The sequence below is a fragment of the Mesorhizobium sp. LMG17149 genome, assembly GCF_024518695.1.
Lineage (GTDB): Bacteria > Pseudomonadota > Alphaproteobacteria > Rhizobiales > Rhizobiaceae > Mesorhizobium.
Genome location: NZ_JANIFL010000007.1, coordinates 269070 through 295533, shown reverse-complemented (window position 1 = coordinate 295533; position 26464 = coordinate 269070). Strand labels below are relative to the sequence as shown.

Here is a 26464-nt window from a genome sequence, read left to right as displayed (position 1 = left end):
CGGACTACTTCTTCTCGATCAGGTCGTAGAACTGCCAGGTGCGATCGCTCCACAGGCCGCCGATGTCGCGACCGGCCGAGGTGACGATCGACGGCGCGATCGTGAAATGGTTGGCCGCCACCATCATCTCGCGGAAGGTGCGCTGGATCACGCCGGCGCGCAGCGACGCGCCGCCGCCCGCGCGGTAGGCGAAGCTGCAGATATCGACGCCAACCTCGTGAATCTCGGATTTGGCCAGATGGACAAGGCTGATCTGCCGCGTCGATACGCTGTTGCCGGCTTCGACCGTCGCCTCGATGTCGCGCCAGGTTTCGAAGACAAAGGCGCGGGCAGCGCGATAGCGGGCTTCGGCGCGGCCATAATCGTGCCAGAACTTCTCGCTCTCGCCGATCAGGCCGGCGCGACCCGATTTGCTGCGGGCGAACTTGGCGATCTCGTCCAGCATCCGCCGCCCAGTACCGAGAGCCCAACCGGTATGCCCGATTGCGGCGAGGCCGACGACACCGAGACTGAAGAACTCCTTCTGACGCAGCGGCGGTGCGGTCAGGATCGGGAAGACGAGATCGTCGGCGATGAAGACGTCCTCGGCCGCATAGTCGATGCTGCCGGTGCCGCCGAGGCCCAGAACGTCCCAATTGCCGAGTTGCTTGTGCTGAGAGATCGGGGCATGGGCGCACATGATGATCAAGTTGCCCTTCTCGTCCTTGGCGGGCTTGCCGGTGCCGTCGTCGACGAAGGCGGCACTGTGGCTGTAGGTGGCGTGGCTGAAGCCGCTGCCATAGCTCCACTTGCCATTCAGCCGGTAGCCGCCATCGACTTTCTTCAGCATACCGAGCGGCGCGCCCTGCCCCGAGAACCGGTTTTCGGTGCCCGGCGCGAACAACCGCTCGACCGCGCTGTCCGGCAGAAAGGCTGCCGACATCGCACCGATGCAGCAATGCACCATGGAAACCCAACCAGCCGCCCCAGAGTGCCAGGTGATCGCCGCCAGCAGTTCGAGACCCTGGGTGGGTCGCAGCTGCGCACCGCCGAGGCTCTCCGCGGCGAAGATATGCGACATGCGCAGCGGCTTCAGCAGCTCGAACGTGGCCGCAGTCAGTTCGCCATTCTCCTCATCGGCGGTAGCGTTGGCTTCCAGGGCCGGCCCGATCTCCGTGATCTTGCTGAGCAAGTCGCGATAGTCGGTGGTCGTCCCCCACGAGCCGTGCTTGATGGGTTTGTTCATTGTCTTCTCCTCCTTTTCAATGCGGTCAGCCGGCGAGGAAATCGCCGATCTTCCTGAGTGTTTCGGGTTTCTCCTGCATGACGAAATGGCCGGCATCCTCGACCAGGATCAGGCGTGCGTCGGGCAGGGCTTCGACGAAGAGCGGCGCCTGGCCAGCCGGCAGCAGACGGTCCCTGGTGCCCCAGACGACCAGCGTCGGATTGGCGATACGCGCCAGAAAGCGCCGCAGGTTCGGATGGCCCATGCCGAACGGCGCCAGCAGCCGGCCGAGCGTCTCGCCTTCGCGGACGCGGTCGGCGCCGAAGGCCTCGGCAAAGGCGGGGTCTGAGCCGTCCGGGAAATAGCGCAGCGCCACCGAGACGTCATGCGCCAGATAGGCCGGCAGCTCCTGCGGCGCGACCGCGCCCAGATCGGTGGCCGGATGCGCGGGGTCGTTGAGCCCGGCGGGAGCGATCAGCACCACTTTGTCGAAACGCTCGCGCGCAAGGCCGGCGAGCTCGGTCGCCATCCAGCCGCCCATGGAAAAGCCGATGAGATGAGGCTTCTCCGGCAGGTTCAGAACATCGAGCAGGTTCAGGTAGTGCAGAACCAGGTCGGACATCGCAGCGACATGCGGCGCCGGGCCAGAAAAGCCGAAGCCCGGATGGCTCGGGCAGAGCACGCGGAAGCGGTCGGCGAGGCCCTCCGCGAAGCCGAAGCCTTCAAGCGTCGAGGCGCCGTGCAGGAACAGCACGGGCTTGCCTCTACCGATGGCCTTCACCACCGTTTCCGTGCCGCCGATATCGTATTCGAGCGTTTCGAATTGAACGGCCATTTTCACTCTCCTCAAACAGGTGCGGCCTCAAACAAGGTCCGGCTGAATCAGCACTTTGCATTGCGTGGTGCGGCGGCGAAGGCTCTCGAATATCTGCGGAACTGGCGAGAGATCGATCCGGTCGGTGACCAGAGCTTGCGGTGCGAAAGGTCCGCCGCGCAGCGCATCGAGGGCGACGCCGAATTCGTTGCGCTGATGGAAGAAGACCGAGAACAGCAGGTTCACTTCCTTGGTCAGCGCAATGAACGGATCCCATTCGTCGCCGCCGATACACAAGCCGACGCCAACCACCGTGCCCTGCAGCCGCACCGCTTCGACCGCCGCGCCGATGAGGCCGCGCTTGCCGACGCATTCGAAGACAATGTCTGGCGCTCCGCCACAGAGATCGGCGAGGTTTTCGGTCAGCTTTTCGCCCGAAAGCGCGAAGCCGGTCGCGCCGAGAGCAAGCGCACGCTCGCGCTGATGGCCGTGGATGTCGGCCACCACGACACGCGACGCCCCCATCCGCCGCGCCCAGAAGGCGACGAGCAGTCCGATCGGCCCAGCGCCCAGGATGGCGACCCGATCCCCCGGCTTCATGCCCGAGCGGACGATGCAATGCAGAGCGACCGACAGTGGCTCGGCCAACGCACCATCCTCGAGCGCCACATCGCCGGGCAGGATATGACACTGGCGTGCGGCCACGGTCGCGTATTGCGCATAGCCGCCGCCGATCAGCTCCATCTCGCGACAGCGCGCCGGATCGCCGCGCTCGCAGGCTTCGCAGTGTCCGCAACCGCGCATAGGCGCGACGGCGACACGGTCACCGATCCGAAGGCCTGTTGCCTCCGATCCGACCGCGACGATGTCCCCAGAGAATTCATGGCCGAGCACGAAGCCTGCCTCGATGCCGAAAGGCACGGGGTCCTCGGTGATATGCAGATCGCTGCCGCAGATGCCGCAGGCGGCGACACGCAAGACGACCTCGCCCGGTGCCGGCGTCGGGTCCGGCACCGTGCCGATCCGCAGCGGGACGCCGACCCTATCGAAGATGGCGGCTTTCATGAATCCTCCTCGTCAGCGGTTCGGGTCGACGAGCTTGCGTCGGATCGGGAACCATGGTGCATCCCACCGTTTCGAGATCAGGCCCCAGATGCCCGTCCGGGCGTAGAGCGCGACCAGAAGCGTCATCAGGCCGAGGACAACGAAATAAGTCGCGCCGTATTCGCCGAACCAGCGGTCCGCGATGAAGAAAATCAGGGATCCGATCAGAACGCCCTCGATGGAGCCGATTCCGCCGACCATGACGATGAAGATCGCGACGTTGGCCCACATCGGATCGAAGGCCGAACCCGGGGTGATGCGGAGCTGCGCCATGAAATAGATCGCCCCGGCAAGACCGCAGCCGACCGCCGACGCGACGTAGATCAGGAAGCGCAGCTTGACGACATTCACGCCCTGGCTTGCGGCCGCGACCGGATTGTCGCGCATGGCGATCAGCGCAAGGCCGAAGCGCGAGCGAAGCAGCCAGTAGCTGCCGCCCAGCGTGACGAGCAGCATCCCCGCGCAGAGCAGCGACATGGCGACATTCCGCTCGAAGGCCGAATAGTCCTTCATCACGCGAAGCGACATGCCCGCGCCGGAATTGACGAGCGGCAGGTTCGAGGCGGTCAGCCGGAAGACCTCGGCCACCACCCATGTGCCGATCGAAAAATAGGGGCCATCCAGGCGATGCAGCAGCAGGTAGATCGGCACGGCCAGCGCGGCCGGCACCAGCAGCGAAAGGAAGACCGCCACAAACGGATTGATGCCGTAAGTCTGGGCCAACACGAAGAGCGCATAGCCGGCCGCTCCCATGAAGGCATGCTGACCCACCGAGACGAGGCCGGCAAAGCCGGCGAGCAGGTTCCACATCTGAGCGACGGCGATGTAGCAGCACAGCACCAGAATCGACCGGATCGTGCCGGTCGAGGCCCACCATGGCATGGCGGCGACACCGATCAGCGCCAGCACAGCCAGCGTCATCGCGATGCGACCGGACCGGCTCTGGCGCTGGACCAGGACCTCAGGCACCTCGGTTGCCACATAGGGGATCGCACTCATGACAATGCCTTTCCGAACAAGCCCTGCGGGCGGGTCGCCAGCACGATCAGGAAGACGATATGTCCGGCGAGCACGCCGAAGCCCGGATCGATGCGGAAGCCGATGGCCTGCGAGATGCCGAGGACCATCGAGCCGGCGAAGGCGCCCCATACCGTCCCCATGCCGCCGATGATCACCGCTTCGAAGGCATAGATCAGCTGGGCAGGTCCGTCGGCCGGCGCGACGGTCGACCGCAACGCCTGGAAGACGGCTGCAAAGCCGAGGATGCCGACCGCTGCCGCTGTCGCCATCGCATAGACGGCGCGCGGATTGATGCCGGTCATCGCCGCTGCCTCGACATCGGCCGACGCGGCGCGGAGCGCCCGACCGAAGCGCGTGCGCTTCAGAGTCAGGTCGAGGCCTCCTGTCAACCCCGTGGCGACGGCCAGCACGATCAGCGGCAGGAGGCCGACATAGATACCGCCGATCTCGATGGATTGACTCTCTATTCCATGGCCGGGCAGCGATCGGCTGTTCGCGGACCATATCTGCAGCATCAGGTTCTGCAGCGCGATCGACAGTCCGAAGGTGGCGATCAGCGAGGGCAGCGGATCGCTGCCCACCACGCGGTTCAGCACGGCCTTCTGCAGCACCCAGCCCATCAGCACCGCGAGCGGCACCAGTAAGATCAGCACAGGCAGCGGTCCCAGACCCCAGGCCGTGGCTATCGAAATGCCCATCAGCGACAAAAGGATCACCAGATCGCCATGGCTGATGTTGACGATCCGCATGACGCCGAACATCAGCGCCATGCCGAGCGCATACTGGGCATACATGCCGCCCAGCAGGACCCCCTGCACCAAGGCGTCAAACCACTCCATGGCCCGCTCCAAAATAGGCTTTGCCGATCTGCTCGCGCGTGATTTCGGCGGACCTGCCGGTCAGGGTCACGCGCCCCTCCAGCATGCAGTAGAGGCGGTCCGTAGCGGTTCGGGCGAGGCCGACATCCTGCTCGACCACGATCATCGCCGTTCCGGTGGCGCGGATTTCGGGCAAGGCGGCATAGATCTCGCGGATCACCTTCGGCGCAAGACCAAGGCTGATCTCGTCGCAGAGCAGCACGCGCGGCTGGCAGAGCAGCGCGCGGCCGATCGCCACCATCTGTTGCTGCCCGCCCGAGAGGCTCTGGACCTGCGTGCGGGCCTTCTCCTTTAGGATCGGGAACAGCAGGTGCAACCGCGGCAGCGTCCATCCGCCCTTAGCGCCCATGCGCGCGGCCTGGTCGATGGCGACGCGCAGATTGTCCTCGACCGACATGCCGGTGAAGAGCCGACGGCCCTCCGGCACGATGGCGACACCCTTCTGGACCATGCGGTCGGTGGTGGTGCCGCCAACGGCCTCGCCGTGCAGCAGCACCATCTCGCGCGCAACCGGGAGCAAGCCCATGATCGAACGCAGGAGTGTGGATTTTCCTGCCCCGTTAGCGCCGATCAAGGCCACGGCCTCACCCTGGTGCAGCTCGATGTCGACGCCGTAGAGCGCCTGGAAATCGCCATAGCGGGCCAACAGGCCGTGGGTGGAAAGAACGGCCGTCATGCCTCGATCCCCATGTAGACGCGCTGGACCTCGGGCAGCGCAATCACTTCGGCTGGCACGCCTTCAGCGATCTTCTCGCCGAAGTTCAGCACCAACAGCCGGTCGGCCACCGCCAGCAGCGCGTGCAGCACATGCTCGATCCACACAATGGTGATGCCGCGGTCGCGTATGCGGCGCACCAGCGCCACCAGCGCCTTCGATTCATCGTCGGTCAGCCCGCCCGCGATCTCGTCCAACAGCAGCAGCTTCGGATCCGACGCCAGCGCGCGCGCCAGCTCCAGCCGCTTGCGATCGAGCAGAGTGAGCGCGCCGGCCGAGACATTGGCCTTGTCGGAGAGCTCGCAATCGCGCAGGACCTGGGCGCAGAAAGCATAGCTCTGCTTCTCGGACCGGCCGCCGCCGAAAGCGGCGGCGACCAGCAGGTTTTCGAAGGTGGTCATGCCGGAATAGGGACGCGGGATCTGATAGGTCCGCCCGATCCCCATCTGGCAGCGCCGGAAGGGCGGCTCGCCGCGAAGCGCGGTGTCGCCGAGCTGGATCTCGCCGCCGGACGTCTTCAAATCGCCGCTGATCATGTTGAACAGCGTCGTTTTGCCCGCCCCATTCGGGCCGAGGATGCCCAGCACCTCGCCCCGATGCACGTCGAAGCTCACCTCATGCAGGACGCGGACAGCGCCGAAGGACTTCGACACGCCGTGCGCTTTCAGCAGGATTTCCCTACCCATAACTCTGCCCGCGTTCCCGCTCATGTCACCAGGCGATCGGCTGGATAGCCTGCTGCGGCGCGAAGAGCTGATTGACAGTGTTGTCGACGATCTTCAGGTCATAAGGCCATTTCTCGCCCTTCACCCACTGGCCGCCGAAGATCGGCGTCTTGCAGATGTTCTTGTGGGGCGAGCCGTCGAACTTGATATGACCGACCAGCGTCTGCAGATCGGTAGCGACCAGAGCGTCACGATTGGCCGCACGGTCGAGCGGATTGGAAGAGCGCTTCAGTATGTCGAGGGCGACCTCGAGCAAGGCATGCGAATAGCCCAGCGGCTGCGTCCACTGGCGCTTCGTATCGGCTTCCCATTCGCTGGCGATGTCGCTGCTGACCTGGCCGGTCAGCGACGACTTGAACGGGAAGGCCGGGGTCCACCAGACCTCCGAGGACATGCCGTTGCCTAGAGGACCCATGGCCTCGACGCCACCCGGGAACAAGAGCGCCGCCGCCACCGTGACCGCCTTCGGCTTGAAGCCCTGCTGGTTGCACTGGGTGACGAAGGTCTTCAGATCGTCGGGATAGGTAATGCCGCCGATGATCTCGCAGCCCTGCTTCTTGAACTCGGCTATCTGTGCGGAAAAATCATTGGTGCGGGGCTGGAAATAGCCGGGCACCACGACCTCGTAGCCGGCCTTGCGGGTCGGCGCTGGCAAGCCATATTCGTCGTTGCCCCAGGTCTCGCCGTCGATGTTCTGGGGGAACAGCATCCCGACCTTCTTGTTGGTCTCCAGATGGTTCCAGAGCCCGACGAAGGTGTTCAACGCCTCGTCGAGGCCCCAGAAGAAATGATAGGTCCAGTCGAAGGTCTGCTTGCCGCCGCCGCGCGGCATGATCACCGCTTGCCAGGGAGCGCCCGAGGAAATGCAGGGCGTTTCATAAAGCTCGGCCTGCTCGGCCGCGGGCAGGATCGTGTCGGTGGTCGAGGCCGGCACGAGCAGATGCACCTCGTCGTTCAGGATCAGATTGCCGGCGATTTCCGATGCCTTGTTCGGATTGGACTGGCTGTCGCGGTCAAGAATCTCGATTTCGTAAGTGTTGCCGTCGGCGCATTGCAGCTGGCCGCCGAGCAGGGCGCGGATCTTCTGCAAGGTGTAGCCATCCGTTTCACCAAACAGGGCGAGCGGTCCGGTCGTCGGGCTGAGATAGCCGAGCTTGATCTTCCCCGCCGTCGCGGCGCGCACATAGGCCGGCATGCCCAGCGTGCTGGCGGCAAGGCCGGCTCCAATCCCCTTCAGGACGCTTCGGCGGCTGGGCCGCAAGCCCGATTTCACCAGTTTGTTGTAGTAGGTCATTGTCGGTTCCTCCCATTGTTAAGCTCTCCCCGCTCCGCCCTAATCGGCGGTGCCGGTCTCCATTCACTGCGGCTTCAGGTCATCCTCAGCAGTGAACCGCCATCGATAACGATCAGCGAGCCCGTGACGTAGGACGCGGCCGGCGACGCCAGATAAAGCGCCAGGCCCTTGATCTCTTCCGGGTCGCCGATCCGACCGAGCAGCGACTGGGCCTCGAAGGCCTTGCGGTCCGCCGGATTGCGCAGCCGGCCGCCGGCGATGTTGGTGATGAACGGTCCGGGCAGGATGGCATTGATGCGGATGTTGTAGGCGCCAAGCTCCATCGCCATGTGGCGAACGAGATGGTTCACCGCAGCCTTGGCGGGCATGTAGGGCGTGCCCACGATGCTCTCGTTGATTAGCGATGCAATGGACGACGTGACGATGATCTGGCCGCCGCCATTCGGCTTCATGTGCCGGACGGCATGCTTGATCGTGGTGTAGACCGAGGTCAGGTTGATCTCGATCACCTTGTCCCAGTGCTCGTCGGGCAGGTTCTCGATGGCGCCCTCGGGGTTCCTTTCGCCCGTCGGGGTGTTGAAGCCCGGCCCGGCATCGATCCCGGCATTGGCGAACACGACATCGATCGAGCCTGCCTTCCCGGCGACCTTGTCGAAGGCTGCGGCCATGGCCGCGCGGTCGCCGACATCGACAACCTGGCCCCAGACATCGCCACCCACCGCCCTGATCGCGGCCACGGTCGCGTCAAGCCCGGCAGGGTTCAGGTCGAAGATACAGACCTTCGCTCCGTGCTCGGCCATGATCTCGGCATAGGCCTGCCCGATGCCGCTGGCGCCCCCGGTGACGATCACCGACTTGCCTCTGACATCGAACATCTTTTCAAGTGCGGCCATCAGTTTCCTCCCTTGTGCGACAGCACGAAATCGAACTCCACGTCGTAGAACGGGGCCGCAACCTCGACCCTGGCGGCAGCTTCGGCGTCCTCGACCTTGCGGAATTCGGCGAGCAGGCTCTTCTTCACGCCGAAGACGGCATCTGAATCGATGTACGGGTCGTCCGGGTCGAAGATGTGCGTGGTCAGCGCTTCGAAGCCCGCGGCCTCGACGATGTAGTGGAGATGCGCCGGACGATTTGGGTGACGCCCCAGCGCGCCCAGCAGCTTGCCGACCGGGCCGTCGTCCGGGATCGGGTAGTATTTGGGCTTCACGCCGCGGAACCAGTAGCGCCCGTCCGCGCCGGTGCGGAAGACGCCGCGCAGGTTGAAGTCGGGTTGGATGCCCTTCTGCTGCACGTCGTAGAAGCCCTCGTCATTGGCCTGCCAGACGTCGATCTTGGCGCCTGCGATCGGGTTGCCCTCGGTATCGAGGATGTGGCCATGCACGAACATGGGCTCGCCCTTCTGGTCGAGGCAGATGTTGGAGCCCATCGGCAGTTCGGGGGCGTCGGCGACGTGGAAGGGTCCCAGCACCGTGGATTCCGAGGCGCCCGACGGCTTGCGGTTGTTGATCGCATCGACCAGCATCGAGACACCGAGAACATCCGACAGCAGGATGTATTCCTGCCGCCACTCGTTGCAGATCTGGCCTGTCTGCGTCAGGAACATGATCGCGCCGAACCATTCCTCCTGTGTCGGCTCGATCTCCTTCACCGCCTCGTGCAGCTTGCGGGTGATGACCTCCATCACCTCTTTGAGCCGCTCGTCCTTGGCGTTCCTGTTGCGCGCCACCACGACCTCGGCCGAGTTCGCTTCGGTGAAATAGCCGGATTCGTGTTCGTCGATCATGCGATCCTCCTCAGCGCGCCAGAACGGATTTCAAGACCCGGCGCAGTTCGGCCGCCGGATCGGCCGCCAGCGTTTCGGAACGCCAGGCAACATGATGGTCGGGACGAACGACCAAGCAGCCGTTGTCGCGGATCTCCCGCGCACCGGCCCAGTCGCCGGTATGATCCTCGATCGCGCGACGCGGGCCGATCACATGGCTGCGGATCGGCAGACCGAGTTCCGCGCCCACCGTCTCCGCCGCTGCGACCCACGCCTCGCCGCCAATGCCGGTCAACAGCGTGAACTCGCCATGCCCGCAAAGATCGAGCGTCGAGACTTTCCTGCCGGAGCGCTCGAAGACCCAGACATGCGGCAAGCGCGCACCGGGCCACGTTGTCGGCGCATAATGCAGCTCGCGATCCTTCTCGAAAGGCGGCTCGCCCTGGCCGTCGGTCACCACCGCGCCGGAGGCATAGCGCTGGTTCATCTCGACGCCATGGGCGTCGAACTCGTACTTCTTGAAGGCGATGGCCTTGCGGAGCGCCTCGCGCTGCGCTTCGGCGACGGGCGTCGCATCGGCGCGAGCCTCCATGTTCCTGTGGATCTTGTCGTGATCCACGCCGCCGTCCATGCCGAGCGCCTCGAAGATCGGTCCGAATTCGGCGATGGACTGGTTCGCCCGTGTCACGATCTGGCGCGCGATCGGTGCGCGCTCGGCCGAGAAGCTGTCCAGAAGCCCGACCCCCGCCTGCCCCTTGACGACCTTGGCAAGCTTCCAGGCGAGGTTGAACCCGTCCTGGATCGATGTGTTCGAGCCGAGCCCGTTCGAGGGCGGATGCCGGTGCGCGGCATCGCCCATGATGAACACCCGCCCCTTCTGCATGTGCGTGGCGAAGCAGTTGTTTACGGTCCAGGTGTTGGCGCCCAGGAGCTCGATCTCGAGCGCGGGATCTCCGACCAGTTGACGCGCGACGCTGGTGGCCAGTTCCGGCGTCACTTCAGGCGGCGGCTGGTTGATGTCGTAGCCCCAGACGATCAGCCATTCGTCCCACGGCCGCACCATGCGCACGAGACCCATGCCGATGCCGCCGACGTCGGCGCCGGGCTGCATGACCCAGTAGAGGACGCTCGGCCGGTGGGCGACATATTTCGAGAGATCAGCCCTGAACAGGATGTTCATCGAGCCGCCGACGCCCATCTTGCCCTCGAGCGGCAGGCCCAGATGCTCGGCCACCAGCGAGTTGCCGCCGTCGGCGCCGACGAGGAACTTCGACCGCACGGTGAAATCCTTGCCCGACAGCCGATCGTGGCAGGTCGTCGTCACGCCGTCCGCATCCTGGACATGGCTGACATATTCCGTGCTCATGCGGGCCTGCGTGCCGCGGGCGCAGGCCGACTTGAACAGGATCGGCTCCATGAAGGTCTGCGGCAGATCGTTCATGAAGCAGGGAGACGACAGGAGATGTTCGGCCTTGGAGAGCGGATGGACGCCCCAGCTCTTCATGCGGCCGATCTCCTCGCCGGCCAGGCTTTCGCAGAACACGTTCTCGCCCATCAGCTCCTGCGGGGAGGCGTGCATCATGGCCTCGGCCTCTACCTCCGGCCCAAGGTCTCGCAGCACTTCCATCGTGCGCTGGTTGGTGATGTGGGCACGCGGCGTGTTCGACAACCAGCGATAGCGATTGACGATCATGTTGGCGACGCCGTAGCTGGACAGCAGCGCGGCGGTGGCCGAGCCGGCCGGGCCAGTGCCGACGATCAGCACGTCGGTTTCGATATCCGCCATCAAATTCCTCCCTCGATCTTCGGACCGGTCAGCCTGCGGCGAACCGGAAACAGGTGCAGGCCCTTGCGGGACGCGATCAGGCCCCACAGCCCCTTTGGTGCAAAAAGCATTACGACGACGGCGATGAGGCCGAGCGTCATCAAGTACCAGCTGCCGTAGTCGGCCAGCGCCGAGCGCAGCGCAAAGAAGACCAGCACACCGAGGATCGGCCCCTCGATGGTGCCGATGCCGCCGATGACGACTATGAAGATGACGTTGGCGGTCCAGTCGGTGACGGCAAAGGCCGCTCCCGGCGAGATGCGGGCCGTCTGCAGAAAGATCAGCGCGCCGGTCAGCCCGGTGGCGGCCGCGGCGATCAGAAAGACCGCCCATCTGAGCCGACCAGTATCGACGCCGACCGATTGCGCCGCGTCGACATTGTCGCGCACCGCCGCCAGCGCCAGCCCGAGGCGATTGCGCAGCAGCCAATAGATGCCGCCGGTCACCGCCACGACCAGCGCCAAGGCCAGCCAGTAGGCCAGGACGTCGCGTGCCGCGGCCTCGCGGACGCCGAACAGCGCCCTGATCGCATCGGTGCCCAGGATGCTGCTCGTCGCCTCGCGCGGCAGCGAAGTGCCGGTGCCGCCGCCGAGCGCCTTCCACTGCGCGACCAGCAGGCGCGTCACTTCAGCGATCACCCAGGTGCCGATGGCGAAATAGGCGCCCTGCAAACGGAATGCGAAGAAGGCCGTCGGAACCGCCAGCACCAGCGCCGCAAGCCCCCCCAGTGGGATCGCCAGGACCGGATTCCAGCCAAGCAGGATCACGCCGGCGAACATCGCGTAGGCGCCGATGCCGACGAAGGCCTGCTGACCCACCGAGACCAGGCCGCCATAGCCCGCCAGAAGGTTCCATATCTGCGCCAGCGTCAGCATGGTGAGGATGAAGAACAGATCCTGTATGACGCCCCGCGAGGCCACGGCAGGCAGCGCGAGCGCGGCGACAATAACGATCGGCACCGTGATCGCGGTTACGGTTCCGGCGCGGGTGCGGGTTGTCAGTCGATACATGCCGCCCCTCAATCCACTGCGCGCGGAAAAAGCCCGCGCGGTTTGAGCAGCATCACGGCCAGGAAGGCGATGTGGCCGGCCAGGATCTGCCATTCCGGATTGAGCGCGGCACCAAACGTCTGCGCCACGCCGATGATGATCCCGCCCGCGAGCGTTCCCCATAGGCTGCCGAGGCCGCCGATGATCACCGCCTCGAAGGCATAGATCAGCCGCGCCGGCCCGATCGAAGGATCGAAGTTTGCCCGCATGCCGAGATAGAGGGCCGCCAGCGTCACCACGACCATGGCGATCCCGGTGGCGATCGCGAAAATCCGCTTCGGCTCTATCCCCATCAGCCCCGCCGTCACGGCGTCGTCCGAGGTGGCGCGGAAGGCACGGCCGAGCGCGGTGTGGTAAAAGAGCCCGTTCAGGGCAATGATCATCACGATCGCCGAGGCAAAGGTCATCAGCGGCATGATCCCCACCGTGACCAGCCCGAGATCGAGCGATGCCCCTTCCAACGCGCCCACCGGAATGCGGCGGCTGTCGGCGGAGAAGGCCTCGAGCAGGCCGTTCTGCAGGGCGACCGACAGGCCGAAGGTGACCAAAAGCGGCGGCAGGATGTCCTTGCCCAGTACGCGGTTCAGCACGGCGGCCTGCAGCAGCCAGCCGAGCGCGAACATCGCCGGCATGGCGACCAGGGCAGCGATCCAGGGCGACAGGCCGAGCAGCGTGACGCCCATCAAAACCAGATAGGCGGCAAGAATGATGAGGTCGCCATGGGCGAGATTCACCAGCCGCATGATGCCGAAGACGAGGCTCAATCCCGCTGCAAACAGGGCATAGAGCCCGCCCAGCAGAATCCCCTGCACGAGGGTGTCCAGCCAGATCATCGCTGCGCCACCTCGATCAGGCCATGAGAGCGCTGTGCGAGCAGATGACGGAATCTCGGATCCCTGGTCATGACGCCACCCCGAAATAGGCAGAATGGATGTCTTCGCGCGTGACCTCGGCCGTCCTGGCGGCCAGCGTGACGCGACCCTCCATCATGCAGTAGACGCGGTCGGCGACCGCCAGCGCCTTGCCGATATCCTGCTCCACCAGCACGATCGCGGCGCCGCTTTCGCGGATCCTGGGAAGGGCTGCGTAGATGTCGCGGATGACGACGGGCGCGAGGCCGAGGCTGATCTCGTCGCAGAGCAGCAATTGGGGGTTCGACATCAGCGCCCGGCCGATCGCCACCATCTGCTGCTGGCCGCCCGAGAGCGCTGTGCCGGGGCTCTTGCGACGCTCGCGCAGGATCGGAAAAAGGTCATAGACGGCGTCGAGGTTCCACGACCCCGGCACCTGGCGCGCTTGCCCGCCGACCAGCAGGTTTTCCTCGACGGTGAGCGAAGGGAACAGCCGGCGCCCCTCCGGCACCATGGCGATGCCGCGCTTCATGATCTGGGCCGAAGACAGCGCGCCGATCGGCTCGCCTCTGTGCAGCACCATGCCGGGCTCGTTGCCGATCACGCCCGTGATCGAGCGCATCAGCGTGGATTTCCCGGCGCCATTGGCGCCGATGATCGCCACGCATTCGCCCGCGGCCACGCTGATATCCACACCGAACAGCGCCCGGAACTGGCCGTAATTCGCGGTGAGGCCACGCGTTTCCAGCATCAGACCTCAAGCCCCAGATAGATTTCGCGAACCGCCTTCGAGGCCATGATCTCATCAGGCGCACCGATCCCGATCACACGCCCGAAATCCAGCACGAGAAGCCGCTCTACCACCGAATTCAGGGCGTGTAGCACATGCTCGATCCAGATGATTGTCGTGCCCCTGGCGTGGATCGCCTTGATCGTCGCGACCAGGGCCTTGCATTCGCCCTCCGTCAGACCGCCGGCGATCTCGTCCAGAAGCAGAAGCTCAGGGCCTGTCGCCAGGGCGCGGGCGAGTTCGAGGCGCTTGCGGTCGAGAAGGCTCAGCGAGCCGGCCACGAAATTGGCCTTCCTGAGAAGCTCCGTCTCCTCGAGGATACCAGCGCAATCGTCGACCATCTCGGCCTCGCGTCCGCCGCGACCGAAGGCGGCAGCGGTCAAGAGATTTTCGAACACGGTCAGCCCCTCGAAAGGCTGCGGAATCTGGAAGCTGCGGCCAACGCCCATGCGCACCCGCTCCATCGCCGGAGCACGGGTCACGTCGCGGCCGAGCAATTCGATGCGACCCTCATTGGCAAACAAGTTTCCGGTGATCAGGTTGAAGAGCGTCGATTTTCCCGCGCCGTTCGGGCCGATAATGCCCAGCGCTTCGCCGCGCGGTACGCTAACGGTCACGGAATCCGCAACCTTCAGGGCGCCAAAGGACTTCGAAACGTTTTCCAGCCTGAGTATCATCACTGTCATCCTTGGGTCGCGCCGAACGAGGGCGGCGGTATCAGCCGCCCTCGGCAGCGTCAGGCCAGGGCTTCCATCTTGCCGGCGGTGGGTATCTCGGAGGCGCCGGCGTTTTCGACGATCACCAGATCGAAGCCGCCACCGGCCTTCTTGCGCCACTGCCCGCCAACGAGCGGTGTCTTGCAGACGTTCTTCGCGGCGAAAGGTGGCAATCCCGCACCGCTCCAGGCCACTTTGCCCACCACCGTCGTCATGTCGGTGGCCGCTATCGCCGCCGCGATCGCCTCGGCGTTGGTTGGATCCGACACGCGGCCCATGACATTGGCCGCCACCTCGAACAGCGAATGGACAAAACCGATCGGCTGGGTCCAGGGACGGCCGGTCTTGGCGGTGAAATCCGCAGCGAGTTCGGCCGAACTCTCGCCCGTCAGCGACGATTTGAACGGATGCGAGGCCGACCACCAGACCTCGGACGAGAGGTTGTGGCCAGCATCGCCGAGCGTCTCGACCGATTGCGGAAAAAGGATCGCCTTGGCGACCGTCACCGCCTTGGGCTTGAAGCCCTGCTGGCGGGCCTGGTTCCAGAAGGTGGTGAAGTCGGGGGGAATGACCACCCCGGTAACGATCTCGGCATTGGCGGCCTTGAAGGCGTTGACCTGCGCGGTGAAATCGTCCGAAAGGTTCTGATAGCGGCCAGGATCGGCAAGGCTGAAGCCGGCGGCATCGAGGCCGGGCTTCAATCCATTCTTCGGGTCGCCCCAGGCATTGCCGTCGGCATCGTTGGGGAACAGCCCGCCCACCTTGCCGTTGGTGGAAAGCTGTTTCCACATGCCGGTGTAGACGGCGATGATGTCTTCGAGACCCCAGAAATAATGATAGGCGAAGTTGAAAGGCTTCCACGAGGCCGGATCGGCCGGATTGCCCTGCTGGCCGATGAACCAGGGCTGCCACGGCGCCATCGTCGAGATGACCGGCACGCCCTCCGCCTCGCAGGTGGTGGCCACAGGGTTGGTGTTCTCGGGTGTCGAGCCGACGAGCATCAGGTTGATCTCGTCATCGACGATCAAGCTCTTCGCCACCTCGGCCGCGCGATTGGGATTCGACTGGCTGTCCTTGACGATGACCTCGAAGTTCTTGCCCGCCTCGGAAGCGAGGAAGGCCTTGATGTTGTAGGCATCGCTCTCCGCGAAGCCGGCAAGCGGTCCGGTCTGCGGCGAAACATAGCCCAGGCGGATCTTGGCGCCTTGCGCGATGGCCGGCGTCGCCAGGCGCGAACCGGCGAGCGCCAGGCCTGTCGCCGCCGAGGCTTTCAGTAGGCTGCGTCTTGTGATCACTGCAGTTCCTCCCTCTTGTTTTATTCTCAAGCCCCCGGACGGCGTCCCTCCCACGCCGCCTGAAGGAGTTCCCTTATCGATCCCCGATCGATTGGCCTCGGATTCGCATAGGCATTCTTGACCGCGATCGCCGCCGCGCGGTCGAGATCGGTCTCCTCGATGCCGATCGCCTTCAAGCTCAGCGGAGAGCCGACCGACTGTGCGAAATCCCAGAGCCCGCCGCCCGCCGAGCCACCACCGAATGCCTCAGTGATGGGGCGCAACAGATCAGGCACCGCCGCTTCGTTGAAGGCGGTCGTGTAGGGCAGCAGGATGGCGTGGGTTTCGGCATGCGGCGTATCGAACGAGCCGCCGAAGACATGCGCCAGCTTGTGGTGCAGCGCCATCGAGACATAGCCGAGTGCGGTCGAGCAGCACCAGGCCGCATAGAGCGCCTGCGTCCGCGCTGCGCGCTCCTGCGGATTGCCGATCAGCCTTGGAATGCCGTCCCGGAAGGCAATCATGGCATCCCTGCACATCAGCACGATCACCGGGTTGCGATCGGGGGCATAGAAGGCCTCCATCGCATGGGCGATCGCGTTCATCGCCGAGGTCACGGTGAGACCTACCGGCAGACTCAATGTCAGATCGACGTCGTAGATCACCGTCTCGGGGCGGATGTCCGGCGAGCGGCGGGTGGTCTTCTCGCCGGCCGCGGTCTCGCCGAGGATGTCGGTCATTTCCGAGCCGGCATAGGTGGTGGGAATGACCACCTGGTCGGCGCCGGTGCGCACGGCAATGGCCTTGCCGAGCCCGGTGGTCGAGCCGCCGCCGAGGCTGACGACCGCCGAAGCGCCGCTGCTGCGGAAGGCATCGACGGCCTTTTCCGTGACATCGACAGGGGTATGCATGACCGCGCCGGCAAATATCCCGGCGGCGAGGCCACCAAGGCTTGCGGCCAGTCTTTCCGCATCGCCCATCTGATGCGGTGTCGAAAGCACCATCACCTTGTCATGGCCGAGCCGCCGGACTTCCTCTTCGACGCGAGCCATGGTGCCGGCACCAAAGACCACCCGTGTCGTCAGGCCCGGAAAGGTGAAGCTGTCCATCATCGCGCCGCCTCCATGCGCGGGCCGCGCCCGGCCGCGAGGTCGTCGAGGATCGTGCCCAGCATGACGATCTCGGCGTCCGAGACCTCATGGCCCCGTCCCGGGAACAGATCGGCCCGCAGGCTCGCGCCAATCCGGCCCAGCGATTGCGCGGCATCGGCAAACGCCGAGACTGGTATCCAGGGATCGGCATCGCCGCCGGAAAGATAGATCGGCATTCCGGCCGGCGCCGCCTCGGATCTTTCGTCCGCCGGAACGCCGACACGGCAGCCCGTGAAGGCCGCCAAAGCGTCCGGCGGCGGCAGCCCCGCGCAGAGATATTCGATCGACAGACACGCCCCTTGCGAGAAGCCCGCGAGAAGAAGCGGCAGTCCGGGCAGTTCGGCCCGCGCCGCGACCATTGCGGCCGCAAGGTGGTCGAGCGCGTCGGAAAGCTGCGCGCGGGCGACCGGCGTCAACGGGTCGACGGCACGCGCCTCCCACCACATGCCGTGTGGTGCACGCGGCAAGATAAAGGCCACGGCGGTCGCGGAAAGCCGCGACAGCACATGCGACTGCATCTCTTCGGGCGATTGGCCGCGGCCGTGGACGAAGACGCAAATCGCCTTCGCCTCCGGACCTCTTGGCCCAAGCCGGAGCGGACCGCTGCCTGAACTCACGTGAAATCCGCCTCTTCCAGGCCGGCCTGCAATTCACTCTCGCGGTCCTTGAACCATGGCGGGAAGACCAGCGTCTTGCCGATCTGGCCCGGGGGCTCGTCCTTGGCCCAGCCTTCGGGCGTGGTCCAGGCAATTTCGAACAGCGCGCCTCCGGGGGAGCGGACATAGCAGGACTTGAAGTAGTTGCGGTCCTTCTGCTCCGAAATATCGGTGAAGCCGAGGCCCTCTATATGGGCGCGCAGTTTCAACTGGTTCTCTTCGTCGCCGGTGTTGAGGGCGAGGTGGTGGATTGTGCCGCCCGCCAGCGTCCAGGTGCCCTGCGGGCTGTCGCGGTCGACAATGACCTCCACGCGCTGAGCGACGCCGGCCGCGTCGGGCACGCGGAACACCAGCCCTTCGTGGTCGTCGGCCTCTTTCTCCATCGGCAATGCGATGGTCAGGAAGTCGTCCATGGCGGTGCGGTCCATCACCGCCACCACGGCGCCGTAGATTCCCTTGATGCCGTGGGCCTTGCCGATGCCCTGCGTTTCGTTGGCGATGGGCGCGCGTGGATCCCTGTCGCTTTCCACCAGCTCATGCGGGATGCCGCAGGGATGTGCGAAAGCCGCACGGTCGGCGCCAAAACGGGTGATCTTGATGGCCTCGATGCCGCGCGCGTTCAACCGGTCGACCCAGAAATCCACGGCCCCTTTGGGGATCGACTGCATGATGGTGCGCGACTGGTTGGACCCGCGGCGGCCATAGACGCCTGGCTTGCGGAACGGGAAGGTGGTGATGATCGTCGAGGCATCGCCGTTGGGCGAGCCGTAATAGAGGTGATAGACTGGGATGACGCCATCGAACAAGACGGTGCGCTTGACCGAATGCAGGCCCAGTGCCTTGGTATAGAAATCAAAATCTTCCTGAGCGCTGTCCGTCGAGAGCGTCAAATGGTGGTAGCCGCTGACACGTGCCATCGGTCATCTCCTCCCAGAGGTTTCGGTTTCGCCCCGCCGCTGCGGGCAGAGCACGAGGTTGAGGTCGAGCGCGTGCTTCCGTTTTCCTCCGTTGGGCGGCAGCGCGCGGAACTCGGCCATGAGTTCGGGTTTGACCCCGAAGATGGCATCCCGGCCGATCGCGGGGTCCGACCGGTCGAAGATGTGGGTCGTCAGCGTTTCGAAGCCCTCCGCCGAGACGCGAAAATGGATGTGGGCCGGCCGCTCGAGGCCAAGGCCAAGCGCCGACATCAATTGGCCGACTGGGCCGTCCGACGGCAGCGTGTAGCCCTTCGGCTTCACCGTCGTGAAGCGGAACCGCCCCTGCGGATCGGTACGGAAGCGTCCGCGCAGATTGAATTCAGGCTGCTTATCAGGTTCCTGGTTCTCGTAGAGACCCTCGGCATTGGCCTGCCATATCTCGACCATCGTATCGCCGATCCCCGCGCCGTCGAGCGCGACGATCCGGCCGGCAACTTCCAGCGGCTCACCCTTGTGATCGCGCGAGATGTTCGCGCCGAGCGGCATCTCCGGCACGTCGGCCCGGTAGAAGGGGCCGGCCAGGGTGTTTGGGGTCGCCCCAACAGGGCGCGGGCTGTTCTGATCCTCGATCAGCGAAGACACGCCCAGGACGTCGGCGAACAGCACCCATTCCTGGCGCCGCGCATCGGCGTAGTGGCCAACCTCGGTCAGAAAATCGATCGCCTGCCGGAATTCCTCGCCGGAGGGCCGCAACTCGACGATCAGCGCGTGCAAACCGTCGACGGCTGCCTGTGCCGCCGCCGCCAGGCGGGACTGGCCCATTGCCGTCAGGCGCCGTGAGAATTCCTCGGCCTGCGTCGAGATCGCCTTGGAGAATTCATCTCGCTTCGGGTCGTGCTGGCCGTGCATTCCGCCGGGGCCTCCCTTCCCCTTGCCAAGCGGAATAGCACGGCCCGACGCGGTGCTTGATGAGATGTGACGTCCCTTGTATAGCGTTTTGCTATGAAGCTGAACGAGCGCCACCTCATGCAGCTCGCCGCGGTGCTGGATGCCGGCGGCGTGTCGGAAGGAGCCGCCATGCTGGGCCTGACCCAGCCGGCAGTCAGCCGATCGCTGGCCATGCTGGAGGCACGGGTGGGCGAGCCGCTTTTCCTCAAGGGTCGCCGGCCGCTGCAGGCGACGCCGCTCGGCTTCCAGTTGGCGGCGCAGGGCCGCACGATCATCACCGCGTCGCGCAAGGCCTCGGATGCGGTGCAGGGCTTCATGAAAGGCACCAAGGGCGTCGTCCGTGTCGGCGGTGTGCCTTTCTTCATGGATGCGATGATCAGCCGGATGATCGGAGAATTCCAGAAGCTCGAGCCCGAGGTCACCGTCCAGCAAAGCTACATGAACCTGCCCGAGATGGTCGCGGCGCTGGAGAGCAACCAGATCGATCTCGGGATCGTGCCGATCGGCGTGCTCGACCTGGGACCCGGCTTCGAATTCACGGAAATCCTGCCCGGACGCAACGTCGTGGCTTGCCGGCCCGACCATCCCCTGCTGCGAAATCGCCGCCTCAGGGCGCATGACCTGACCAGCTTTCCCTGGGTTGCCCCGCTACCCGGTTCTCCGCTGATGTCGGACCTGCAGATGATCCTGATGAGCATCGGCATGTCGGACCTCAACGTCCGCTATTCGGGAGGCTCGCTGATGAGCGTGATCAACTTCCTTGCCGAAACCGATGCGCTGGCGGTACTGCCGTTCTCCGTGGTCTTCGCGCAGCGCAAGGAAAACCGGGTGACGGTGCTACCCTATGAAATTCCGCAGCCCAGCCGCTCGCTTGGAATCCTGCGCCGGGTCAGCGGGCCACGCTCGCCCGCGGCAGAGCGCTTCGCCGGCCACGTCACGACCGCCTTCGAGAATCTGAAGCACATCATCAAACGGCACGAGAATGCCGTCGTCTGGGGGCGGTAATCCAGCCTGGCTATTCGAATGATGCGGTGGCGTCACATAACGCGCATGTTTCCTCCAGCCGGAGGCGCTTCATCCCCGCGTCGCCGGTTAGGCTCGACGGCCGCCCGCCCCCAAAAGCCGTCGGGCCGCCAGAAATCCCGATATCCTATTGGCTCTCCCTCCTCCACCTCGCCATCACTGCGTAAACGCCTTGGACATCTGGTCCACAAAGGGTTTCAACAGATAGGACCAGACATTGCGTTCATCGGTGCGGATATGAACCTCGGCGGGCATACCTGGCCTCAGCACCTTCGCTTCGGTCAGGCAGTTCGATTTGCTTTCAACCTTGATACGCGCCGAGAAATAGGAAAGCTGACGTTGCGGATCTTTAATCAGATCTGCCGAGATGTGTTTCACTGACCCTTGGCAGACCGGAGTGGTTCCCACGTCGAACGCCGGAAAACGGATCGATACCGGCTGCCCCGGGCGGACGTCGTCGACCCGCGACGGCGGGATCAGCGCGTCCACCACAAGATCATCGGCATCAGGTACGATGGTCATGAGCATCTCGCCAGGCGCGATAACGCCGCCGACGGTATGGACAGCCGATTCCTGTATCGTTCCGGACTGCGGCGCGCGGATCGTTGTCTTGGTCAATTCATCCTGGGCCACAATCCTCCGTTCGTTGAGTTCGGTCTGCTTAGCTTCCGTCTCGCGGAGTTCGGTCGTCACGTCAGTGCGCCTTTGGTCATCCAGTTGCAGCATCTGCAACCCCGTTTCGCTGATGCGCGCCTGCGCTTCAGCTACTGCTGCAGCGAGGCGCCCCGATTCTCCCCTGGCCCGGGTGGCATCCAGCTTGATGTTGCTTAGCCTCTCCTTGGAGACGAGTTTTTTGGCGTAGAGGGAATCAACGTCCGCGAAATCCTTGTTCAGCAGAGCAACCGATTCATCCACCGCGCTCTGTTGCGCCTTAAGGCCGTCGATCTGACGTTCAAGTTGCTGGGATTGGCTTCTCAACTGTGCCTTCTGTCCAGCCAAAGCCGAAGCGCGCGTTTCAAAGAGAGCGCGCTCGCCATTGACGAGCGCAGCCAGCTCCGGTTGGTTCATTCGCGCCTTCAGGTCGACCGGCAGTTGCATTTCCGCCAGGCCCGTTCGCTCCGCCTCCAGCCGAGCGAGGCGGACGGTCGCGCGATCGAGATCCTCGCTGATGATTTGCAGGTTCGCACGAGTCAGCGTGTCATCCAGTCTGACCAGCACGTCGCCGGCTCGTACATGATCTCCGTCCTGCGCGAAGATCCCGCCCACTGTGCCTCCGGTTTGATGCTGGACCTTCTTGACGTTGGTTTCCACCACCACGGTGGCTGGTGCAACCACAGCGCCGGCGATGTTGGTCAACCCCAGCCACAGACCACCGCCAAGAACCAGCAGACCGGTAATCGCCAAGCCGAATATCAGGTTGGCCCGTATACCGTCCGACAGATCTGGCGCGCTCACGGCAGGCGGTTTGCTGCCACGAAGGGTCCGAGCATACGACGAGAAGGTGACGAATGTTTCGAGCAGAGCCTCATGCATGCCCGGCAACCCCCGGTATCGGCGCCAAAGAAGATGGCCGAGGTGGAACAGGCGGTGACGGTCGGAGCACGTTCGCCAAGACCTCTTCGCGCGAGCCAAAGGCATGAACCGTCCCATTCGACATAACCAGTACCTGATCGATGTTGGCGAGAGCTGAGGGACGATGCGCAACGACAATGACGATGCCTCCGCGCTGACGCACTGCCCGTATGGCGCCGGCCAGGGCAGCGTCCCCGTCCACGTCGAGGTTCGAGTTCGGTTCGTCGAGCACGACAAGAAACGGCTCGCCATAAAGTGCTCGGGCGAGACCCACGAGTTGCCTCTGCCCTGCCGACAGGGCCGCTCCGCCCTCGCCGATGCGGGTCTGAAATCCGTGGGGGAGTTGCATTATCATTTTCTCGACGCCGGCTGCTCTTGCCGCCGCAAGGACGCCTTTTGGATCCGTCTTGCCTCGGAACCTCGAAATGTTGTCTGCTACCGTGCCGTCAAACAACTCCACATCCTGCGGCATGTAGCCGATATGGGCGCCGAGCTGTTCCGAGTTCCATTGATCGAGAGAGGCGCCGTCCAATCTCACCGAGCCATGGAGCGGCTTCCACACCCCGACCAACGAACGCACCAAAGTTGTCTTGCCGGAACCGCTTGGGCCGATTACGGCCATCCCAGCGCCTCTCGACAGATGGAAGCTCACATTGACCACGGTTGGCTTTGGCAAGCCGGGCGGCGCAATGGTCAATTGCTCGACCGCAAACCGCGCCTGCGGCCGAGGCAACTCCATTGGCTCGTCCTGGCGGCCGAATGCCGCCATGACCGCCGCCAGCTCGGAATAGCTGCGCCGGGCCGACAGAAAGCCTCTCCAGTTTGCTATCGCAGCATCGACCGGAGCCAAGGCGCGGCCAAGCAAAATGGAAGATGCGATGATCACCCCAGGTGAAGCTTCGCCGCCGATCACCAGGTAAGCGCCGAGACCGAGAACACAGGACTGCAACGCCATCCGCAGGGCCTTCGACAGCGAACTGGCGCCACCAACGACGTCAGAGAGACGTTCCTGCTGGGCGAGATAGGCGCGGCTGACGTCGCTCCAGCGTCGAGCCAATCGACCAGACAGCCCCATTGCGTGAACGACCTCGGCGTTGCGGCGGCCGGAATCGGCAAGCGCCCGCTGCGACAGCAGTTCCTCCGAGGCACGCGCGGCGGGGCCTCGGCTAAACACTTCCGCGATCCCTGTTAAGAGGACCACCGCGATCGCACCAACCGTCGCCAGCAGGCCGAGCGAAGGATGGAGCAAATAAATGATCAGCAGATAAAAGGGGATCCACGGGGCGTCGAATATGACCGTCGGTCCCGTTCCGGAGAGAAAGCCGCGCAGTCGGTCGAGATCTTGCAAAGGCTGCAGACGGTCCGCATCACGCCCTGCCTTAAGCGGCAGGGACAGGGAGATGGAGAACACCTTTTGCTGCAAATTCCTATAGAGACGGCTGCCGATGCGGACCAACACGCGAAGCCGCACGAAATCCAGAAGCCCATAGACCGCATACAGACCCAGCATTCCGATCGTGAACCCCACCAGGGTGGGAACGCTCTGCGACGGCAGAACGCGATCGTAGATCTGCAACATATAGACCGAACCGGTCAGAGCGAGAATGTTTATCACTGCCGAGAACAGCGCCACGCCAAGCAGCCCAGGCATGCAGGCGAGAATGGCGGAACGTAGCTCGGGAGATCCGGCCCCCGATGTTTTCATGACCAGCGGCCGTTCGCGCGACACTGCCGCGCCGTTACTTCCGTAAGTTGTAATGGCTCAAACCTTTCTTAGTGCGCATAGCAGCCGCTATCCGTCGCCCCCCTTATTTATGCTCTGCTTACATACGTCGACTTTGAGGAAAATGCAGCGGATTCGTGGCGTGAACCAGCGAAACGCGACCGCCGACGTCTCCCTGTCTGGGGATAACTTCCCGAAAAATGACGATTTTCGCTAAAGGAACTGGTCAGAACGGAGCCGGCAAAAGAGGCGTATGTCCTTGCTCCCAAACACTTTCAAAGGTGCCACGGTCGGCCGAGCAAAATACCTTCTACTGAGCAACTACTTAGATCAATCAAACATTCTATCTCGCTGTGTTTCGTATTTGATTTCATCCTAATGTAGCAATCACCTAAGCAGACGCGGGGCATAAATCGAATCAACCAAAGGATCATTGGATGACACTCCATTATGCGTCCGGTGGATCAGCCACCGAAGTCGCAGCCGCCGGGTTCAACCTGGTCGATGTTCAATATCTCTCGCAGGTCAATGCTTTGCCGGACGGCATGAAAGGCCTCGTCTATCTCAGCGCCCACGACGGCGTCACCTCCTCTTTCATCGAACAAGTTACGCCCTTTCTCAACAATCCCAAGGTGTTCGGGTTCTTCCTGATGGACGAGCCAGATCCCACCGGCAGATGGGGCACATATGCAAGTGCCGAAACCCTGAAGGCGGAGTCGGACTGGATCCATTCCCATTTTCCAGGCGCCAAGACCTTCATCACCATGATGAATATGGGCTCTCCAACGAACCCGGATTTTTCCAACACGTATAATCCGGCAAATACCGGCATCGACTACTATGGGTTGGACCCCTACCCGGTGCGCGATGACGTGAGCACGGTCGACTACAACATGATCGACAGGGCCGTGGCTGCGGCCGTCAAGTCCGGCATCCCCATCGACAAAATCATTCCGGTCTACCAGACTTTTGGCGGTGGCAACTGGACGACCGACACGGGCGGGAAGCATCAGATGCCGACGCCGGACCAGATGCAAACGATGATAGATCATTGGGCAGCACTGGTTCCGTCGCCTGCTTTCGATTATGCCTATGCCTGGGGCTCGCAGAACGGTGACACAGCTCTGGAAAATTCGCCGGAGTTGCAGGCTTTGTTCCAACAGCACAACCTCCAAAGCACCGGTGGCTCGGCCGCCCCGCCAGTAACCGATCCGATCGATACCACGACCCCGCCTCCAACCGACGTCGCCGCCCCTGCTCCGGCCACGCCTCCGACAGACGCCGCCGCTCCAGTTCCGGCCGCGCCGGCCCCGTCGGACAGCGATCATGTCTTCCATGGCACGCGCGGCGCAGACGTTTTTCACGCGACCACGGGCAATGACAAATATCTCGTCAACAATGCCCATGACAAGGTGATGGAAGCGCCAGGCGGCGGCACTGACAAGGTCATGGCCTCGGTCAGTTACGCTCTTACGGCGGGCTCACATATCGAGCAGCTCTCCACTGCCAGCTCTGGGGGCAGGACGGCCATCAACCTGACCGGCAATGAATTCGGCCAAGCCATCTACGGGAATGGCGGCGCCAACAAGATCAATGGTGGCGGTGGCGCCGACAAGATGACCGGATATGGTGGCAATGACACCTACTCCGTCGACAATGCTCACGACAAGGTGGTGGAGCAGAAGGGCAGCGGCATCGATAAAGTCCTCGCCTCTGTGAGTTTCGCCCTATCGGCTGGCTCGTACATCGAACAACTCGCGACCAGCAAGGCGTCCAGCAAGGCCGCGATCGACCTGACGGGCAATGAGTTCGCTCAAACCGTCAAAGGCAACGCCGGCGCCAACAAGATCGACGGCGGCGGTGGAGCCGATACTTTGACCGGTGGCCGCGGCAGTGATGCCTTCGTGTTCAGTACCGCCCTTGGTGCTGGAAATGTCGACAGGATCACTGATTTCAACAAAGCCCAGGACAAGATCCACCTCGATCATTCCATCTTTGCCGGTCTCGATCAGGGGGGCCTCTCGTCGGACGCTTTCTTTGCCGGCAAAACCGCGCATGACAATTCCGATCACATTATCTACAACAGTTCGACGGGAGCTCTTTCTTTCGACAGCGACGGCGTCGGAGGCGCAAACCAGATCCATTTCGCGAGCCTCTCTCCGCATCTGTCGATTACCGCATCGTCTTTCCTGGTCACCTGAACCAGCCCAGCGAAGAAATGCTTTAAGAAGTCGGCGAGGCCCCTGAGCCTCGCCGACAGATGTTCCGGATGAGTGGACCAACAGCTGGTGCGGGTTCCGTCCTGAAGACCGGGTGACGCGGGCCGAAGGCCGGCTTGACGGCCCAGCGCAACCACGCATCAAAGACTTTTTGCCATCAGCGAACCGCGGAGCTCAGGCGCCACGCCGCCGCAATTGGACACTCGAAAACCTTGGACAACCAAGGTGATGCAG

General features: G+C 63.9%; 24 protein-coding genes. 2 read left to right on the top strand and 22 right to left on the bottom strand.

Annotated elements, in window-relative coordinates:
- Positions 1 to 4 precede the first annotated feature (4 nt).
- The 20 genes from NP945_RS18705 to NP945_RS18610 form a co-directional block, all read right to left on the bottom strand.
- Positions 5 to 1225, bottom strand: coding sequence for an acyl-CoA dehydrogenase family protein (locus NP945_RS18705; RefSeq protein WP_256747187.1), 1221 nt, complete (start codon positions 1223 to 1225; stop codon positions 5 to 7).
- 25 nt (positions 1226 to 1250) lie between these two features.
- Positions 1251 to 2039, bottom strand: a complete 789-nt coding sequence (locus NP945_RS18700) for an alpha/beta fold hydrolase (protein ID WP_128309786.1) — start codon at positions 2037 to 2039, stop codon at positions 1251 to 1253.
- A 27-nt stretch (positions 2040 to 2066) separates the two neighbouring features.
- Positions 2067 to 3083, bottom strand: a complete 1017-nt coding sequence (locus tag NP945_RS18695) for a zinc-binding dehydrogenase (RefSeq protein ID WP_128287377.1) — start codon at positions 3081 to 3083, stop codon at positions 2067 to 2069.
- A gap of 12 nt (positions 3084 to 3095) precedes the next feature.
- Positions 3096 to 4121 (bottom strand): branched-chain amino acid ABC transporter permease, encoded by a 1026-nt coding sequence (locus tag NP945_RS18690; RefSeq protein ID WP_256747186.1) that lies wholly within the window; start codon positions 4119 to 4121, stop codon positions 3096 to 3098.
- On the bottom strand, positions 4118 to 4981 hold the full coding sequence (locus NP945_RS18685) for a branched-chain amino acid ABC transporter permease (RefSeq protein ID WP_256747185.1): 864 nt from the start codon (positions 4979 to 4981) through the stop codon (positions 4118 to 4120). Before NP945_RS18685 ends, NP945_RS18690 begins: the two co-directional genes overlap by 4 nt.
- On the bottom strand, positions 4968 to 5696 hold the full coding sequence (locus tag NP945_RS18680) for an ABC transporter ATP-binding protein (RefSeq protein WP_127266428.1): 729 nt from the start codon (positions 5694 to 5696) through the stop codon (positions 4968 to 4970). The genes NP945_RS18685 and NP945_RS18680 overlap by 14 nt, the downstream gene beginning before the upstream one ends.
- Complete coding sequence (locus tag NP945_RS18675) at positions 5693 to 6421, bottom strand: ABC transporter ATP-binding protein (protein WP_127266429.1); 729 nt, start codon at positions 6419 to 6421, stop codon at positions 5693 to 5695. Before NP945_RS18675 ends, NP945_RS18680 begins: the two co-directional genes overlap by 4 nt.
- 25 nt (positions 6422 to 6446) lie before the next feature.
- Positions 6447 to 7754, bottom strand: coding sequence for an ABC transporter substrate-binding protein (locus NP945_RS18670; protein WP_256747184.1), 1308 nt, complete (start codon positions 7752 to 7754; stop codon positions 6447 to 6449).
- Positions 7755 to 7828: 74 nt separating this feature from the next.
- Entirely contained in the window at positions 7829 to 8647 is an 819-nt protein-coding gene (locus tag NP945_RS18665; protein WP_256747183.1) for an SDR family NAD(P)-dependent oxidoreductase, read from the bottom strand.
- Entirely contained in the window at positions 8647 to 9537 is an 891-nt protein-coding gene (locus NP945_RS18660) for an intradiol ring-cleavage dioxygenase (protein ID WP_256747182.1), read from the bottom strand. Before NP945_RS18660 ends, NP945_RS18665 begins: the two co-directional genes overlap by 1 nt.
- 10 nt (positions 9538 to 9547) lie before the next feature.
- Positions 9548 to 11302, bottom strand: a complete 1755-nt coding sequence (locus tag NP945_RS18655; protein WP_127326953.1) for an FAD-dependent monooxygenase — start codon at positions 11300 to 11302, stop codon at positions 9548 to 9550.
- The gene (locus NP945_RS18650; protein WP_127318880.1) at positions 11302 to 12351 is read right to left on the bottom strand and encodes a branched-chain amino acid ABC transporter permease; all 1050 of its coding nucleotides are present in this window, start codon (positions 12349 to 12351) and stop codon (positions 11302 to 11304) included. The genes NP945_RS18655 and NP945_RS18650 overlap by 1 nt, the downstream gene beginning before the upstream one ends.
- A gap of 8 nt (positions 12352 to 12359) precedes the next feature.
- Entirely contained in the window at positions 12360 to 13223 is an 864-nt protein-coding gene (locus tag NP945_RS18645; RefSeq protein WP_127266435.1) for a branched-chain amino acid ABC transporter permease, read from the bottom strand.
- Positions 13224 to 13290: 67 nt separating this feature from the next.
- Entirely contained in the window at positions 13291 to 13992 is a 702-nt protein-coding gene (locus tag NP945_RS18640; RefSeq protein WP_256747181.1) for an ABC transporter ATP-binding protein, read from the bottom strand.
- A complete protein-coding gene (locus tag NP945_RS18635) occupies positions 13992 to 14708 on the bottom strand; it encodes an ABC transporter ATP-binding protein (RefSeq protein WP_127266437.1) in 717 nt (238 codons plus the stop codon). Before NP945_RS18635 ends, NP945_RS18640 begins: the two co-directional genes overlap by 1 nt.
- Before the next feature lie 59 nt (positions 14709 to 14767).
- Positions 14768 to 16042: an ABC transporter substrate-binding protein gene (locus NP945_RS18630; RefSeq protein ID WP_127318886.1), complete on the bottom strand. Its 1275-nt coding sequence runs from the start codon at positions 16040 to 16042 to the stop codon at positions 14768 to 14770.
- A 26-nt stretch (positions 16043 to 16068) separates the two neighbouring features.
- Positions 16069 to 17133, bottom strand: coding sequence for a maleylacetate reductase (locus tag NP945_RS18625; RefSeq protein WP_372337980.1), 1065 nt, complete (start codon positions 17131 to 17133; stop codon positions 16069 to 16071).
- On the bottom strand, positions 17130 to 17789 hold the full coding sequence (locus tag NP945_RS18620; protein ID WP_023808934.1) for an alpha/beta hydrolase: 660 nt from the start codon (positions 17787 to 17789) through the stop codon (positions 17130 to 17132). Before NP945_RS18620 ends, NP945_RS18625 begins: the two co-directional genes overlap by 4 nt.
- Positions 17786 to 18745, bottom strand: coding sequence for a VOC family protein (locus NP945_RS18615; protein WP_127266441.1), 960 nt, complete (start codon positions 18743 to 18745; stop codon positions 17786 to 17788). Before NP945_RS18615 ends, NP945_RS18620 begins: the two co-directional genes overlap by 4 nt.
- A gap of 3 nt (positions 18746 to 18748) precedes the next feature.
- The gene (locus NP945_RS18610; RefSeq protein WP_256747285.1) at positions 18749 to 19654 is read right to left on the bottom strand and encodes a dioxygenase; all 906 of its coding nucleotides are present in this window, start codon (positions 19652 to 19654) and stop codon (positions 18749 to 18751) included.
- Between the two features lie 93 nt (positions 19655 to 19747).
- Between NP945_RS18610 and NP945_RS18605 the strand changes: the two genes are divergently transcribed.
- Entirely contained in the window at positions 19748 to 20698 is a 951-nt protein-coding gene (locus tag NP945_RS18605; protein ID WP_023808937.1) for a LysR family transcriptional regulator, read from the top strand.
- A 174-nt stretch (positions 20699 to 20872) separates the two neighbouring features.
- Here NP945_RS18605 and NP945_RS18600 read toward each other — a convergent pair whose 3' ends face one another.
- Together NP945_RS18600 and NP945_RS18595 are read right to left on the bottom strand one after the other, a co-directional pair.
- Complete coding sequence (locus NP945_RS18600) at positions 20873 to 22249, bottom strand: HlyD family type I secretion periplasmic adaptor subunit (protein WP_256747180.1); 1377 nt, start codon at positions 22247 to 22249, stop codon at positions 20873 to 20875.
- The gene (locus NP945_RS18595; RefSeq protein ID WP_256747284.1) at positions 22242 to 23993 is read right to left on the bottom strand and encodes a type I secretion system permease/ATPase; all 1752 of its coding nucleotides are present in this window, start codon (positions 23991 to 23993) and stop codon (positions 22242 to 22244) included. The genes NP945_RS18600 and NP945_RS18595 overlap by 8 nt, the downstream gene beginning before the upstream one ends.
- Before the next feature lie 455 nt (positions 23994 to 24448).
- Between NP945_RS18595 and NP945_RS18590 the strand changes: the two genes are divergently transcribed.
- A complete protein-coding gene (locus tag NP945_RS18590) occupies positions 24449 to 26212 on the top strand; it encodes a calcium-binding protein (protein WP_256747179.1) in 1764 nt (587 codons plus the stop codon).
- Positions 26213 to 26464: the final 252 nt, after the last annotated feature.